Here is a 14,933-nt window from a genome sequence, read left to right as displayed (position 1 = left end):
AGCTTTACTTTTTACTTTATCGCGCCACGATGTGCCAGGAACCTCTGTTCCACTTCAAGGAGCTTTTTTTTCCTGTCTTTGATTTTTTTTGCCGGCGCACCAAAATACATACCCCATTCAGGAAGGCTTTTGGTCACCAGCGAGAGTGCCCCAACGCTGGCACCTTCACCTATGGTGACCTTCGGCAGGATCACTGTGCCTGAGCCAATGATGACATGACGTCCTAATGTCACTTCGCCTGAACTGACCCCGGTATAGTCTGCATCAACAGTAGGGTTGGTTAAGTAATTTCCTGAGTAATCATCGGTTTTACTGTAAATTTTAACCCCCTGCGAAAGCCCGCTAAAGTCGTGCAGGGTGATACCGGCACCGGCCGAGAGCAGAGAGTAACCACCGATATGTATAAACGAACCCAGGGTTAGAAATCCCTCACCGCTTGCGACGATAGTGGTGTAGCCGTCTATTCTGACATTGTCACCAATAGCGATGTTTTCCAGCCCGACAATGGTGCAATTTTTTGCAATGGATACGTTTTTACCTAACCGTTTAAAACCACATTCTCTCAGTTCATTTTCTGAGTAATAACCCACGTCAAAAGGATTCATAAGTCACCTGCATGCTCAGTGGAAGGTCGGGCTAAAAATCGCAGAGCGAATCAGCCCATGTGTACAGCGATGACGCCCCACACACTTCCAGCGGATAATATTGCTGGAATTCACTCTGTCAGAAGTGGGGGGGATCGACAACCTGGCGCAGGGCACGCTGCCAGTCAGAGCGAACAATTCCCAGATTCTCAATACGCTGGCAGTCCAGCACTGACATCGCCGGGCGCTGCACCGCTGAAGAATACTCTGCCGCGCTGATGGCGTTGACCTGCGGGGTTGTCGCCTCGGGACGGTGGCTTTTCATCAGTGCAAATATGGCTTCTGAAAACTCAAACCAGCTAACCGCGCTGTCTCCGCAGTAGTGATAGATGCCGTGAGCGTCCGGATGCTGCGCCAGTGCGATCAGGCATTCGGCCAGATCGCCTGCATAGGTCGGGCAACCTACCTGATCTGCAATGACGCTCAGGCAGTCATGGCTTTGTGCCAGACGCATCATGGTTTTAACAAAGTTTTGACCATACTCGCTAAAGACCCATGAGGTACGGACGATAATCGCCTGCGGCAACAGCGCCTGAATGTTTTTTTCCCCTTGCCATTTCGTCATCCCATAGACGTTTAACGGGGCGGGAATATCGTCCTCCCGCCAGGGGGTGGTGCGATTGCCATCAAAAACGTAATCTGTCGAAATGTGGAGCAGTCGTGCACCGGACTCAGAGGCAGCTGCAGCCAGGTTGGCGGCACCGGTGGCGTTGACGGCCATCGCCTGTTGGGGATCGGTTTCAGCCTTATCAACTGCGGTCCATGCCGCGCAGTTGATGATCACTGTCGGTTGAAATTCAGTGACCATGGCACTGACCATGCTGGCGCGGGTGATATCAAGCTGTTGTGAGTTGCAGGCGCGAACCACCCACCAGGCCGGCAAACGGTCACTCAGGCAGCGCCCGAGTTGCCCGTCTGCGCCAGTCATCAGAACCCGCATAGTTGAAGTTCTCCCAGGCGTAAGCCCTGCTGATCTTTAGCAGACAGCAGCGGAGTGCTGACGGGCCAGTCGATGGCGATCGTCTCGTCCTTCCACAGCAGGCAGGCTTCGTCATCAGGTTGATAATAATCGGTGCATTTATACTCAAAGTCAGCCACGTCTGACAGAACAACAAAACCATGTGCCAGGCCGGGTGGGATCCAGAGCTGTTGCTTATTCTCTTCAGAGAGGATTAAGGCATCCCACTGACCAAATGTCGGTGACGCAGGGCGGATATCCACCGCAACGTCAAACACTTCACCGCGAACGACGCGGACCAGTTTGCCCTGCGGGCGTGTTCGCTGATAATGCAGTCCACGCAGAACATGCCTGCCGGATCGCGAGTAGTTGTCCTGGACAAAATCCAGCTGGATATCCAGCATTTCGCTGTAGCGCTGCTTTTCGAATGTTTCAAGGAAAAACCCGCGGGCGTCGCCAAATATACGAGGTTTGATGATCTTCACATCATGAATCCGGGTATTTAATACCTCCACTTATATCTCCTCGGCCAGTTGACGAAGATAGCTGCCGTACTGAGTTTTACCCAGCCATGTTGCCCGTTCCAGCATCTGGTCTGTGCTTATCCAGCCTTTACGCCAGGCTATCTCTTCTAGACACGCCACTTTGAAACCCTGACGTTTTTCGATGGTATGAATAAAGGTAGAGGCTTCCAGTAAACTATCGTGCGTTCCGGTATCCAGCCAGGCAAAGCCACGCCCCAGCACTTCAACATTCAGCAGGCCATCATTGAGGTACATCTGATTCAGCGTGGTTATTTCCAGCTCTCCACGTGCAGAAGGCTGAACCCGTTTTGCCATCTCTACGACATGATGGTCATAGAAGTAGAGTCCGGTGACGGCATAGTTCGACCTGGGTTTTAGCGGTTTTTCTTCTATCGACAGTGCCTTGAATTCTTTATCGAACTCCACGACGCCAAAACGTTCCGGATCCATCACCTGATAACCGAAAACCGTCGCTCCCTGCGAACGGGCAGCCACGTCCTCCAGCTTTTTCGCAAAACTTTGTCCGAAGAAGATGTTGTCACCCAGCACCAGCGCACAGCCTTCTCCCGCGAGAAAACTTTCACCAATAGTGAAGGCCTGCGCCAGGCCATCGGGTGTGGGCTGAACGGCATAGGTCAGTGTAATGCCCAGATGGCGGCCATCTTTCAGCAGGCGCTGAAAGGCCTGCAGATCTTCCGGAGTGGTTATCAGGAGAATATCGCGGATCCCTGCCAGCATCAGCACTGACAAGGGATAGTAAACCATGGGTTTGTCGTAGACCGGCAGCAGTTGTTTAGAGACGCCGCAGGTCACAGGATGAAGGCGGGAACCTGTGCCTCCTGCAAGAACAATACCTTTCATAGAGTGTCTTCTTTTTTATCAGAATGTGGGCAGGCGGGCATTCGCCCATCACTTACTGAAATTGTAAAAGGATGGCAGCGGATCAATGGCTGAAATAACGGGAAGAAAGAGGGGTATTCAAACCTATAGCGGCAGAAAAAACGCGCCGAAAAAGGAAACAACCTTACAGATCCTTAACATTCTGCCGATAACACGTTATTGCGATTTTTAACTTTTCGCCTGCGTGCAGACACTGTACGGGGTACTTATCGGTCTGCTGGGGTAGGGTGCTATGCGCTTCAATTATGACTTGTTACCTGGGGAACTGCTGCCGTTTGAGGAGATCAACGACCGCTACAGCAAAAAGTATCCCGACGATAAATCGCTAACGACCCGGGGTTTGCTGAGTCCGTCGACGTCCAGCAAAAACTGGACGATACGCGCTATCTTTGCCAGCAAGGACAGCCATATTCCGCTGGAAGACCTGCTGTTTATTACTAACGACAACGAACGGAAAAATTATCTGCAGCGCTTCGAACACTATCTGCAGCGTCAGGAGAGTTTTCTCTATTTTCGTCGTCCGCTGGAGCCCACGCCCTGGAATACCTGGAAGGTGATGGGCGATAGCAAGGTGCTTGCCATGCTCGATCCGGCCTCGATCATGGCGCAAAGCCTGCTGCAACAGCGTGGATTCACCCTCACAATGCTGCGCAACGACGAGGATGACGAATACTGGCAGCTGTATGACCGGCAGTCTCAGCCGTGCTTTGAGTACTCTCGCCAGCTGCAGTTTATTGTGGTACTGACATCTCCGTTGCTGCCGCCGCCCGCCGGGGTGATCCCGGGGACACAAGTGGGACGTCGGGTCAAGGCCAGGCTGTGGCACCGTGCCAGTCAGCATGAGTTCAGTCATCTGGTCCGCGAGCGCTACGGTGCCTGTGTGATCACCGGAACGCTGCTGACCGACGAGCACGCGTGGCCGTGGGTCGAGGCCTGTCACATCGATGTGCGGGAAAATGAACAGGGCTTCCTGCTGGACAACAGTGCGGACAACGGCCTGTTTCTGCGCAGCGATCTGCAACGTCTGTTCACCAGCCGCCGTATGACTATCGATCCGCTGCACGGGACGGTGCATTTTCGCCGCACGTTGCAGGAAGATCAGACGCTGATACCGTTTTATCAGGAGCTGGAAGGCAAAGTCTGTGCCCTGTGGCAGCAGGTGCCGGAAAACACCCGACAGCGGTTGCTGCGCAAAAACTGAACGCGTTAACGCTGAGGGATCCCCACGCCTGAAAATCAGGTGTCGGGGATCGTTCAGGTCCACAAAAATGAAATAACCCGCCTTTATGACCGCTATTCCCCCAATCAACTTGCCCTACAGAAACAGATAATCGTGCCGATAACTTAATTACTGCAGGGTAGGTCAGAGTGAACGATCTATATACCGCCGATGGCGTGATGGACAAACATTCGCTGTGGCAGCGATACATACCGCTGGTTCGCCATGAGGCACTGCGCTTACAGGTTCGCCTGCCAGCCAGTGTGGAACTGGATGACCTGTTACAGGCCGGTGGGATAGGGCTGCTGAATGCCGTAGAGCGTTACGACGCACTGCAGGGCACAGCATTCACTACCTATGCCGTACAGCGTATTCGGGGAGCCATGCTTGATGAACTTCGAAGCCGTGACTGGGCACCACGCAGCGTGCGCCGCAATGCACGCGAAGTGGCGGGGGCCATGCATCAGGTGGAACAGGCGCTGGGTCGCTCTGCCACCGAGCAGGAAGTGGCTTCGCAGCTGGATGTATCGCTGGAAGAGTACCGGCAGATCCTGCTGGATACGAACAACAGCCAGCTGTTCTCTTACGACGAATATCGTGAAGAACACGGTGACAGCGCAGAGCTGGTGACGGACGGCCATGAAGAAGCCAATCCCCTGCATCAGCTTATGGAAGGGAGTCTGCGTGAGCGAGTCATTGAAGCCATTGAGGCCTTGCCCGATCGCGAAAAAATGGTGCTGACGCTCTATTACCAGGAAGAACTGAACTTAAAAGAGATTGGCGCAGTGCTGGAGGTGGGCGAGTCCCGTGTCAGCCAGCTGCACAGTCAGGCGATAAAACGCCTGCGCGCCCGGTTAACGGGAGCGCGCTGACCAGGTCAGTTTTGCACTCTCAACACCAACCGGGGAATCTCGAATGGGATCCAAAACTAAAATGAGGCCGTTGAGCCGTTATTTGAAAGACTACAAACACAGCCAGAGCAATTGCTCCCACTGCGGAAAAGTATTGGATCGCATGGCACTGGTTTTTCGTGGTCAGATCATTAACAAAGAGGCCATCGCCCGGATGGATCAGCTGATCGACGATCAGGTCTGGTTAAAATTACAGAATGAGCTGACGGCACTGTGCCGTTTTTGTAGCGACATTTATTGCAACACCCATCCGACTTACTTTGACATCATGGCGTTCAAACAGTATCTGTTTGAGCAGACCGAAATGAGCCACAGCACGATTCGCGAATATGTTGTTCGCCTGCGTCGTCTTGACGATATGCTGTCAGCAAGGGGCTTTCCGGCAGAGCGCCTGAGCGGGCCGAGCTGGCACGAATGCCTGGAAAACGATCTGCCCGATGCGGGAAATAATAACTATCGCATAGCGCTGCGCAAATATGATCAATTCCTTGGCTGGCAGCGCAATTAAATAGCCTTCACGTGGACGCGGCAGCTGCACTGGCTGCAGCCCCCATCGCCGGGTTATTTCACCGCTTCAATTGGAAGGTGACCATCCGGTCATCTTCTGCAACACTGTAAGGATAACCTGAACGCCTGCTCTGGAGGCCGCGTTGTCCTTATACCATATTGCTAATTTCCCCCGCGTAGAACTGCTGGGTTCGCCCACGCCCTTAGAACACCTGCCGCGTTTGTCCGATTACCTCGGCCGCGATATTTTTATTAAACGTGACGATGTCACGCCCGTCGCCATGGGCGGCAATAAACTGAGGAAGCTGGAGTTTCTGGCGGCCGATGCGCTGCGTGCCGGAGCGGATGTCCTGCTGACGGCGGGTGCCATTCAGTCCAATCACGTGCGTCAGACGGCGGCGGTGGCGGCGAAGCTGGGGCTAAAGTGTGTTGCGCTACTGGAAAACCCGATGAACAGCAGTGCTGAAAACTACCTGAATAACGGTAACCGACTGTTGCTGGAGCTGATGAGCACCGAGGTCGTGATGGTGGAATCGCTCCATGCGCCTGATGAACAGCTGGAGAAGCAGGCCACCCTGCTGGAAGCCCAGGGTTTTCGTCCTTACATCCTTCCGGTGGGGGGATCCAATGCGCTGGGCGCTCTGGGCTACGTTGACTGCGCTCAGGAGATTGCACACCAGTCTGAGGGCGTGGTCGATTTTGCGGCGGTGGTGGTGGCCTCTGGCAGTGCAGGCACACACGCAGGGCTGGCGGTGGGGCTGGAGCATCTGCTGCCGGATACCGAGCTGGTGGGCGTCACCGTTTCGCGCCGGGCAGCCGACCAGTTGCCGAAGGTGGAGCGCATCCGCCAGGCCCTGGCGCAGTCGCTGGAGATGACCAGTACCGCCCCCCTTACCCTGTGGGATGACTACTTTGCCCCGGGATACGGCGTGCCGAATGAAGAGGGCATGGAAGCGGTGAAGCTGCTGGCAAGGCTGGAAGGCATTTTCCTTGATCCGGTCTACACCGGTAAGGCGATGGCCGGGCTGATTGACGGCATCAGTCAGCAGCGTTTCCGCCGAGAGGGACCCATTGTCTTTATTCACACCGGCGGGGCTCCGGCATTGTTTGCCTACTGCTGACAACATGCGCCCTGATACCAGGGCGTTTTTTTTAATAAGGATAATCTTAAATAAATACACTACCTGATTGTAATCTGGCGGGAATACTGAAGAGATTTTATACAAAGGGAAATATTAAGAAATCTTTCAGATGATCCTCATAGTGATCCGCCGGGGTAAAGGAGATACTCCCGGGATAATATGATGAAATCAGGTTTGCATTTATATGTCTGTCGCTGGCAAGCAAGAAGTCCTCTGGATTAATACCCTCAAGGGGGGCTGTATATTACTGGTGGTACTGCACCACACTATTATCACCACCTTTATTCCTTCCCTGCCTTATCTGACGGCCGGAATGATACCGGCAGAAATGTGGGTGATTTTTAATAAATATCTTTCGCCGCTACGGATGCCGGCCTTCTTTTTTGTCTCCGGTTTACTGGCGGCCAGTGCCATTAGTAAAAAGAGCTGGAATGAAGTATTTACTAAAAAATTCACTAATATTCTCTATCTGTATATCCTCTGGGGCGTCATCCAGTGGGCCAGTATTTATAATATATCGGCCAATCTGATTGGACAAAAACTCTCGACCTCGGTCAATGCTGCTTATGCCAGTACGCCGCTGGAGTTTGTTAAGCTGCTAACGCTGTCAATGACCAGCCTGTGGTATCTGTACGCGCTGGCAGGCTATTTTATCGCCGCGAAACTGTTTCACCGCCAGAAGACGTTACTGCTGGTGGGGGCGATCCTCCTCAACTACGCTACCCAGTTTCATCTGGTGCCGGGCTGGGGACCAAACGGTGTGGTACAGAACTTCGTCTATTTTGTGCTGGGAGCCTTCTTCAGCCATACGCTGGTGGAGATCAGCCAACTGTCACGCCGCCATCTGGCACTGCTGGCGGCCATGGTGCTGGTTGGGGTTGCGCATCATGCGGCAGGCATGATGAAAAATCCGTTCTACTGCATCGTGGCGATCGTGGCCGGTATTGTGCTCTGCCGGGCGTTAAATAACCGTTTCAATATGGCCTGGCTGAACTGGATTGGCCGCAACACGCTGCAAATTTACGTGCTGCACCGTATCTTTATTGAACTGCTGGGCCTGACCATGCTGACCCTGGCAGTGAAATACAGCCTGTTCGACAGTCAAGCCTTCTCGCTCAGCTGGTCACTGTTGCTGCCGGTAGCCGCGGTGGCGGTGACCACCTGTATTTCGCTGATTGCCTGGAATCTGTTAAATCGCGGGCCCGGCAAAGCGCTGTTTATCTATCCGCGACTGTTACGCAAGCGGCAGCCTGCAGAAAAAGCCGTCAGCAACGGCTGAGAACCAGACCCTTATGGCCGGTAATCTTTATCGGCCTTTTTTATACCCGTCTGGCCCGGCAACGGAACAGGGCGGGTCGGCAGTTTAAGAAGACCAATAAATATAATAAACCGTGGATAACGGAGGCAGACTTTCTCTTTTTTACACAGCAGACCATCACAGCAGGAGTCCCGATATGCCATCGACTCAAAAAAAAGATATCGCCTGGGTCAATACCCTGAAAGGCGGATGTATTCTACTCGTTGTTCTCTACCACGTTGTCCTTCCCGGCTATGCGGATGTGGTTCCTCATCTTACCGCAGGGCAGTTACCCGCCCGACTCTGGCTGGCCTTTAATCATTATCTTTCCCCGCTGCGGATGCCGGCATTTTTCTTTGTCTCGGGTCTGCTGGCGGCAAATGCCATTCTCAACCGGCCCTGGAAACAGGTGTTCACCAGCCGAGTCACTAATCTGTTCTACCTCTATTTTCTCTGGGGGGCTATCCAGTGGCTGATGATTAACGGCGTGTCGCAGGGAATGATGGGCGAGCGCCTCTCCGGTAATCTCAATGCCGCCTGGGCGGACTCGCCGTGGCAGTTCCTTAAGCTGATGCTACTGGCGATGAGTGCCTCCTGGTATCTCTATGCTCTGGGCCTGTTTTTCCTGTTTGCCCGGGTGTTCCGTGACCTGAAGCTGCCGCTCCTGCTGGTGGCCGTGGCTCTGAATTACGCCGCGGTGGCGAATATCATCCCTGGCTGGGGACCGGAGAGTCTCTCGCAGTATTTTATCTTCTTCCTGCTGGGATCATTTTACAGTGAGATCCTGATCCGCTGGAGTGAATGGCGGCGAGGTAATCTGCTGCCGTGGACGTTGCTGCTGCTGCTGACGGTCGGGCACAGCCTGCTGGGGCTGGAACAGAGCCTGTTTCTCTGCGTGGTGGCGATCCTCGGCTGTATTGCCGCCTGTCGCGGGCTGAACCAGCTGTTTTCCCTGCGCTGGTTAAACTGGGTGGGCAAAAATACGCTACAGATCTACGTGCTGCACCGTATTTTTATCGAGTTTTTTGGTCTGTCAGCGATCCTGTTTGCCGTGGGTCACCAGCTCTTCGCCACCCCGGCATTTTCCCTGCTGTGGGCGGTGGCATTCCCACCGGTGATGACAGCGCTGTGCGTCGGCTGTTCGGTGGCCGTATGGACGCTGCTTAACCGGGGCTGGGGTCAGTCACTGTTTATTTACCCTAAGCTGCTGCGGATGAAGTTTGACCCCCGCTAGCCCGGTGGATTTGTGCTTCCGCGCAGCAGGAACTCGCTGACGGCCTCGCTGAACGCTGCGGGACAGGCAATGCAGGAGAGGTGAGAGGACGGTAGCCTGAGCAGCGAAGCGGCGGGAATATGGCTGGTCAGCCAGCGGGCATCCTCCACCGTGGTGACCGCATCCTGCTCACCGGCTATCACCAGCAGGGGAACCGTCATTCGCCGGACATCCGCACGCAGGTCTGCGGCCGCCAGCACTTCACAGCATGCGGCATAGCCGGCCGGATCGGCATGTGCCAGCTGCATGATCAGTCGGGTGACCTGGGGATGGGCTGCACGCACAAACTCCGGCGTGAACCAGCGCGATGAACAGGTGGCGGCCACCGTGCTGAGACCGTCCCGGCGTATCTGCGTTGCACGGTTTAGCCAGCTTTCCGGTGTGCCAATACGGGCCGCGGTGTTGGCCACCACCATGCGGTGAAAACGCTGCGGATAAAACCGGCTTAACCACAGGCCGGTCATGCCTCCGAGCGAAATACCGCAAAACAGCGCCTGCTCCACCCGCAGCTTATCCAGCAGGTCGATCACATCAAGGCCCAAACGTTCCAGGGTCAGCGACGAGGCGGGCAAAGGTGTTGAACCGTGGCCGCGTGCGTTATAACGCAGCACGTGGAAGTGTCGGGTCAGCGCCGCCATCAGCGGTTGCCACAGGTCAAGAGTGGTGCCTAACGAGTTTGATAGCACCAGCAACGGTGCATCTTCAGGGCCATCCAGCCGGAAATCCATCTTCATCTTATGTCCTCTCGATAATCAGGGCGATACCCTGACCCACGCCAATACACATGGCACAAAGCCCGTATCGGCCGCCGTTTTCCTGCAACGCCCAGGCGGCATTCATCACCAGTCTGGCTCCCGAGGCACCCAGCGGGTGGCCAAGGGCGATGGCACCGCCGTTAGGATTGACATGGCCGGCATCGTCCGGCAGCCCGAGCGCGCGGGTCACGGCCAGGGCCTGGGCGGCAAAGGCTTCATTCAGTTCGAATACGTCAATCTGCCCGAGGCTGAGTCCCGCACGCGCCAGCACCTTGCGCACCGCCTGCACCGGGGCAAAGCCCATGATTGTCGGTTCAATACCGGTGACCGCGCTGGCCACGATGCGGGCCAGCGGTTGCAGGCCGGACTGTCTGAGGCCGGTATCACTGGCCAGCAGCAGTGCACAGGCACCGTCGTTCAGACCCGAGGCATTGCCCGCTGTCACGCTGCCCTGCGGGTTGACCACCGGCGGCAACATGGCCAGTGCCCGCAGGGAGGTGGTGCGGGGGTGTTCATCCCGGGTAACGCAGTGGGGTTCACCTTTCGGTTGCGAGACGCAGACGTTCATTATCTGACGAGTGTAAAAACCACGCTCCCGCGCCGCGGCAGTACGGAGCTGACTACGCAGGGCGAACGCGTCCTGATCTGCCCGACTGATGCTAAAGCGCAGTGCAACGTTCTCTGCCGTCTGCGGCATCGACTCTACGCCGTACAGTGCCTTCATTTGCGGGTTAATCAGCCGCCATCCCATGGTGGTATCTTCCAGCTGCATCTGCCGGCTGAAGGGCTGCCCGGCCTTGGCCATCACATAGGGTGCCCGTGACATACTTTCCACGCCGCCTGCGATCATCAGGTCAGCGTCGCCGGCGCGCAGGGCTCTGGCCGCCGTAGCCACCGCATCCAGACTGGAGCCACACAGGCGGTTCAGCGTGCAGCCGGGGACGGAGGTCGGCAACCCGGCCAGCAGCAGTGCCATGCGGGCGACGTTACGATTATCTTCTCCGGCCTGATTGCTGCATCCCAGCAGCACATCGTCAAGCAGGCCCCAGTCCAGCGCCGGGTAACGTTCCATCAGGCGGGTGATCGGCAGGGCGGCCAGGTTATCGGTACGCACCGTGGCCAGACAGCCATTCAGTTTGCCGAACGGGGTCCGGACAGCATCACAGAGCCAGGCGGCGTTCATTGTGCAGCCCCCGGCGACAAATCAAACGTCAGCGCGACCGGCGTCAGCGCCTGTAACTGTTCAGGAGTCATACCACAGTGAATTTCACGAACCACCAGACCCGCAGCGGTGATGTCCATCACCGCCATATCACTGTAAATCCGGCGGATACAGGCGACACCGGTCAGGGGATAGCTACACTGCTGGACGATTTTACAAACGCCATTTTTGGTCAGATGTTCGGTCATCACAAAGACCTGGCGCGCACCGATAGCCAGATCCATTGCCCCGCCCACCGCCGGGATCGCCTCCGCCTTGCCCGTGCTCCAGTTAGCCAGATCCCCGCTGGCTGACACCTGATAAGCGCCCAGTACGCAGATATCCAGATGCCCCCCGCGGATCATGGCGAACGAATCGGCGTGGTGGAAAAAGCATCCGCCGGGAAGCAGCGTGACTGCCTGTTTACCGGCGTTGATCAGCTCGGGATCGTCGTGACCGGAGGCCGGGGACGGGCCCATACCGAGAATGCCATTTTCGCTGTGCAGAAAAATGTCTTTACCGGGTGGAAGAAAATCCGCGATGCGGGTCGGCAGGCCGATGCCCAGATTAACGTATGAACCTTCCGGTATATCCCGGGCGATGCGGGCGGCCAGCCCGTCATGACTGAGTCTGGCAATATCCATATCAGGGGTGTCCTTCAGTGTCAGTGGGCAGTGACCGGGGGGCGGCCACTACACGTTGTACAAAAATGCCGGGGGTGACGACGGCCTCCGGATCCAGCGACCCCAGCGGCACCTGATGGCGGGTTTCCGCGATGGTGCAGTCGGCTGCCATCGCCATAATGGGATTAAAATTACGCGCGGCTTTACTGAAGACCAGGTTTCCCCAGCGGTCAGCGCGCTCGGCGTGGATCAGCGCATAGTCAGCGCGCAGCGGCATTTCAAAGATGTACTGACGTCCGGCAATGTCGCGCACCTCCTTGCCCGCAGCCAGCGCGGTTCCCGCGCCGGTGGGGGTGAAGATGCCACCCAGACCCGCGCCACCCGCCTGAATTCGGGCAACCAGCGTTCCCTGGGGCACCAGTTCCAGATCGATATCGCCCTGGCGATACAGGCCGTCAAACACCCAGGAGTCAGGCTGGCGCGGGAAAGAGCAGACCATTTTTTTCACGCAGCCCGCTTTGAGCAGGGCGGCCAGACCGTGGTCGCCGTTGCCCGCGTTATTACTGATCAGCGTCAGCCCGCGGGGACGACGCCGGACAAGCGCCTCCAGCAGGACACAGGGCTGGCCCGCCGGGCCAAAACCGCCGATCATTATGGTGGCGTTATCAGCAATATCTGCGACGGCAGCATCAGCAGAAAAGCATCTTTTGTCGATCATGTTGACTCCTGTACAGGCAGGTAATGTTGACAGGGGCAAACTTATGAGATGAAAAATTTGCCAGCAAGGGCGAAAAGAGCGATGTGTCGCGAATGGCACGGGTGGCCAGGCGGGTCTTACTCTGCCGCGGGTTTGATATGAGGAATATTTCGCTCGTCATACAGCTGATAAATCAGGGTAAGCAGCAGCCGGATATCATCCGAAGGATCCAGCCGCCGCGTGCTCATCACCACCGGAGAAAACAGATGTGCCTCGCCGAGGGGCCGGTAGATCACCTCATCACGCTGCAGACACTGCAGGCATTCAGGTATCAGCGTTATCCCCTCGCCAGCAGCAACCAGCGCGAGGGCAAGCTGAAACCCGCCCACCTCAACAATGTGACGGGGTGTCACCACGCTGGTGGGGCTGGCCTGCCGCTGGGGGCCGGCAAACGCCGGACAGGGGGCCTGGGGGTAGACCAGCAGCGTTTCCGTCTGCAGATCGTGCAGCGTTAACGTCGCCGCGCCGGCCAGCGGGTGGTGGGCTGTCATGGCCACCATCAGGGGTTCCTGGCGCAGGGTACGTTGCTGCAGCCGGACATTGCCGTCACTGAGGCGGCCAAATCCGACGTCTATGATGCCGTCTGTCAGTGCCTGTCCCTGTTCAGCCGGGGTCATCTCCTGCAGACGAATGGCCACCTGCGGCAGGGCGGCACGAAAGCGCCGCAGTATCAGCGGTAACAGGCCGTACAGCGTCGAGGTGACTAACCCCACGCTGAGCGTGCGCCCGGGCTGCCCGATGCGGCGGGTCAGGGTCTTCAGCTCCAGAGCACTGGCCAGCAACTGGACGGCGTGATGATAGAAAAAGCGTCCGGCGCGGGTCAGCGCCAGCGGACGCGATGCCCGGACAAACAGAACCATCCCCAGATCCTCTTCCAGCTGGCGTATCTGGCGGCTTAACGGCGGCTGGCTGATATGCAGGCGCAGAGCCGCCCGGCTGAAGCTTTTCTCTTCCGCAACGGCAACAAAATAGCGTAAGTGGCGCAGTTCCATAGCGATACCTTCCGGGCATAAAGATCAGATGAAATGGGTATTGGACGCCTTTTTACAGGTCGTTATAGGGTCATCTTCATCGCAAACTGAGCGGGCTGTTGGACAAAAAATATGATTATCGACACTGTGGAAACCCTGTTGTTAGACGTTCCTGCCATTCGCCCGCATCGCCTGTCGATGACCACGATGAAGGTGCAGACGCTGGTCCTGGCGCGCATTGCCTGTGAGGATGGTGTTGAAGGCTGGGGGGAGGCAACCACCATCGGCGGACTGAGCTATGGCGAAGAGAGTCCGGAAAGTATCAAAGCCAATATTGACGGCTGGCTCGCCCCGCTGTTGATTGGCCAGGATGCGAGCCGGATCGCCCCCCTGATGGCCCGACTGGCGAAGACGGTGAAGGGCAATCGCTTTGCCAAATGTGCGCTGGAAACGGCACTGATGGATGCGCAGGCGCGGCGGTTAAATATCCCGCTCAGCGAGTTGCTGGGGGGGCGAATGCACGATGCGCTGCCGGTGGCCTGGACACTGGCCAGCGGCGATACCGGCAAAGATATCGCGGAGGCGCAGAAAATGCTGGATCTGCGACGGCACCGCATCTTTAAGCTCAAAATCGGTCGGCGCAACGTCAGCACCGACGTTGCCCATGTACTGGCCGTCCGGCGGGCGCTGGGAGATCAGGCCTGTCTCCGCGTGGATGTCAATCAGGCCTGGGACGAGCGTGAAGCGGAGCAGGGGATGGCCGCGCTGGAGGCCGGAGGCATTGCCGCCGTCGAACAGCCTGTCCGGGCGGAAAATCATGCCGGACTGGCGCGGCTGTCCCGGCGCTTCAGCATACCGATCATTGCTGATGAGGCCCTGAATGGCCCGCAGACTGCGCTGACCCTCGCCAGCCAGGCGGCGGCGGACGTATTTTCTGTAAAAATCAGCCAGTCCGGTGGGCTCACGGCCGCCCGGCAAGTCGCTGATATCGCCCGCCTGCACGATATTGCCCTGTATGGCGGCACCATGCTGGAGGGGGCTCCGGGGACGGCCGCTTCAGCCCATCTGTTCTCCACCTTCAGCGAAATGAAGTTTGGCACTGAGCTTTTCGGGCCGCTGCTGCTGACCGCGGACATTCTGACTACGCCCCTGGTCTGGCGCGACTTTATGCTGCAGGTTCCCACCGGCCCCGGACTGGGCATTGCTATTGATACCGACAAAGTGGCGGCGCTGCGTCGCCGCTGACAACAG

16 protein-coding genes are annotated in these 14,933 nt (G+C 56.9%); 7 read left to right on the top strand and 9 right to left on the bottom strand.

Annotation, left to right across the window (positions count from 1 at the left end; all coding sequences use genetic code 11):
* Positions 1-11 precede the first annotated feature (11 nt).
* The 4 genes from EPE01S_RS00130 to rfbA form a co-directional block, all read right to left on the bottom strand.
* On the bottom strand, positions 12-605 hold the full coding sequence (locus EPE01S_RS00130; RefSeq protein ID WP_062742551.1) for an acyltransferase: 594 nt from the start codon (positions 603-605) through the stop codon (positions 12-14).
* Between the two features lie 118 nt (positions 606-723).
* Entirely contained in the window at positions 724-1,572 is an 849-nt protein-coding gene (gene rfbD, locus EPE01S_RS00125) for a dTDP-4-dehydrorhamnose reductase (RefSeq protein ID WP_306304608.1), read from the bottom strand.
* On the bottom strand, positions 1,572-2,117 hold the full coding sequence (gene rfbC, locus EPE01S_RS00120; protein WP_062742549.1) for a dTDP-4-dehydrorhamnose 3,5-epimerase: 546 nt from the start codon (positions 2,115-2,117) through the stop codon (positions 1,572-1,574). Before rfbC ends, rfbD begins: the two co-directional genes overlap by 1 nt.
* The gene (rfbA, locus tag EPE01S_RS00115; RefSeq protein ID WP_062742548.1) at positions 2,118-2,987 is read right to left on the bottom strand and encodes a glucose-1-phosphate thymidylyltransferase RfbA; all 870 of its coding nucleotides are present in this window, start codon (positions 2,985-2,987) and stop codon (positions 2,118-2,120) included.
* A gap of 271 nt (positions 2,988-3,258) precedes the next feature.
* Between rfbA and EPE01S_RS00110 the strand changes: the two genes are divergently transcribed.
* The 6 genes from EPE01S_RS00110 (at position 3,259) to EPE01S_RS00085 (ending at position 9,336) form a co-directional block, all read left to right on the top strand.
* Complete coding sequence (locus tag EPE01S_RS00110; RefSeq protein ID WP_062742547.1) at positions 3,259-4,227, top strand: HNH endonuclease signature motif containing protein; 969 nt, start codon at positions 3,259-3,261, stop codon at positions 4,225-4,227.
* A 167-nt stretch (positions 4,228-4,394) separates the two neighbouring features.
* On the top strand, positions 4,395-5,117 hold the full coding sequence (locus EPE01S_RS00105; protein WP_062742546.1) for an RNA polymerase sigma factor FliA: 723 nt from the start codon (positions 4,395-4,397) through the stop codon (positions 5,115-5,117).
* Positions 5,118-5,160: 43 nt separating this feature from the next.
* On the top strand, positions 5,161-5,664 hold the full coding sequence (gene fliZ / locus EPE01S_RS00100; protein WP_062742545.1) for a flagella biosynthesis regulatory protein FliZ: 504 nt from the start codon (positions 5,161-5,163) through the stop codon (positions 5,662-5,664).
* A gap of 142 nt (positions 5,665-5,806) precedes the next feature.
* Positions 5,807-6,784, top strand: coding sequence for a D-cysteine desulfhydrase (locus EPE01S_RS00095; RefSeq protein WP_062742544.1), 978 nt, complete (start codon positions 5,807-5,809; stop codon positions 6,782-6,784).
* Positions 6,785-6,989: 205 nt separating this feature from the next.
* A complete protein-coding gene (locus EPE01S_RS00090) occupies positions 6,990-8,084 on the top strand; it encodes an acyltransferase family protein (RefSeq protein WP_062742543.1) in 1,095 nt (364 codons plus the stop codon).
* A gap of 175 nt (positions 8,085-8,259) precedes the next feature.
* The gene (locus EPE01S_RS00085) at positions 8,260-9,336 is read left to right on the top strand and encodes an acyltransferase family protein (RefSeq protein WP_062742542.1); all 1,077 of its coding nucleotides are present in this window, start codon (positions 8,260-8,262) and stop codon (positions 9,334-9,336) included.
* Here EPE01S_RS00085 and pcaD read toward each other — a convergent pair.
* The 5 genes from pcaD to EPE01S_RS00060 all read right to left on the bottom strand — a co-directional run bounded on the left by pcaD (position 9,333) and on the right by EPE01S_RS00060 (position 13,703).
* Complete coding sequence (pcaD, locus tag EPE01S_RS00080; RefSeq protein WP_062742541.1) at positions 9,333-10,109, bottom strand: 3-oxoadipate enol-lactonase; 777 nt, start codon at positions 10,107-10,109, stop codon at positions 9,333-9,335. The two genes, EPE01S_RS00085 and pcaD, sit on opposite strands and share 4 nt — an antisense overlap.
* A gap of 1 nt (position 10,110) precedes the next feature.
* Positions 10,111-11,313 (bottom strand): 3-oxoadipyl-CoA thiolase, encoded by a 1,203-nt coding sequence (gene pcaF / locus EPE01S_RS00075; protein WP_062742540.1) that lies wholly within the window; start codon positions 11,311-11,313, stop codon positions 10,111-10,113.
* Entirely contained in the window at positions 11,310-11,975 is a 666-nt protein-coding gene (locus tag EPE01S_RS00070; RefSeq protein WP_191927381.1) for a 3-oxoacid CoA-transferase subunit B, read from the bottom strand. Before EPE01S_RS00070 ends, pcaF begins: the two co-directional genes overlap by 4 nt.
* Position 11,976: 1 nt before the next feature.
* Complete coding sequence (locus EPE01S_RS00065) at positions 11,977-12,672, bottom strand: 3-oxoacid CoA-transferase subunit A (RefSeq protein ID WP_062742539.1); 696 nt, start codon at positions 12,670-12,672, stop codon at positions 11,977-11,979.
* Between the two features lie 116 nt (positions 12,673-12,788).
* Entirely contained in the window at positions 12,789-13,703 is a 915-nt protein-coding gene (locus tag EPE01S_RS00060) for a LysR family transcriptional regulator (RefSeq protein WP_062742538.1), read from the bottom strand.
* A 111-nt stretch (positions 13,704-13,814) separates the two neighbouring features.
* On the opposite strand from EPE01S_RS00060, the gene EPE01S_RS00055 reads away from it, so the two are divergent.
* Positions 13,815-14,927: a muconate/chloromuconate family cycloisomerase gene (locus EPE01S_RS00055; protein WP_218007811.1), complete on the top strand. Its 1,113-nt coding sequence runs from the start codon at positions 13,815-13,817 to the stop codon at positions 14,925-14,927.
* Positions 14,928-14,933 lie beyond the last annotated feature (6 nt).

Source organism: Erwinia persicina NBRC 102418 (assembly GCF_001571305.1).
GTDB lineage: Bacteria > Pseudomonadota > Gammaproteobacteria > Enterobacterales > Enterobacteriaceae > Erwinia > Erwinia persicina.
This window is presented reverse-complemented; position numbering and strand designations above follow the sequence as displayed.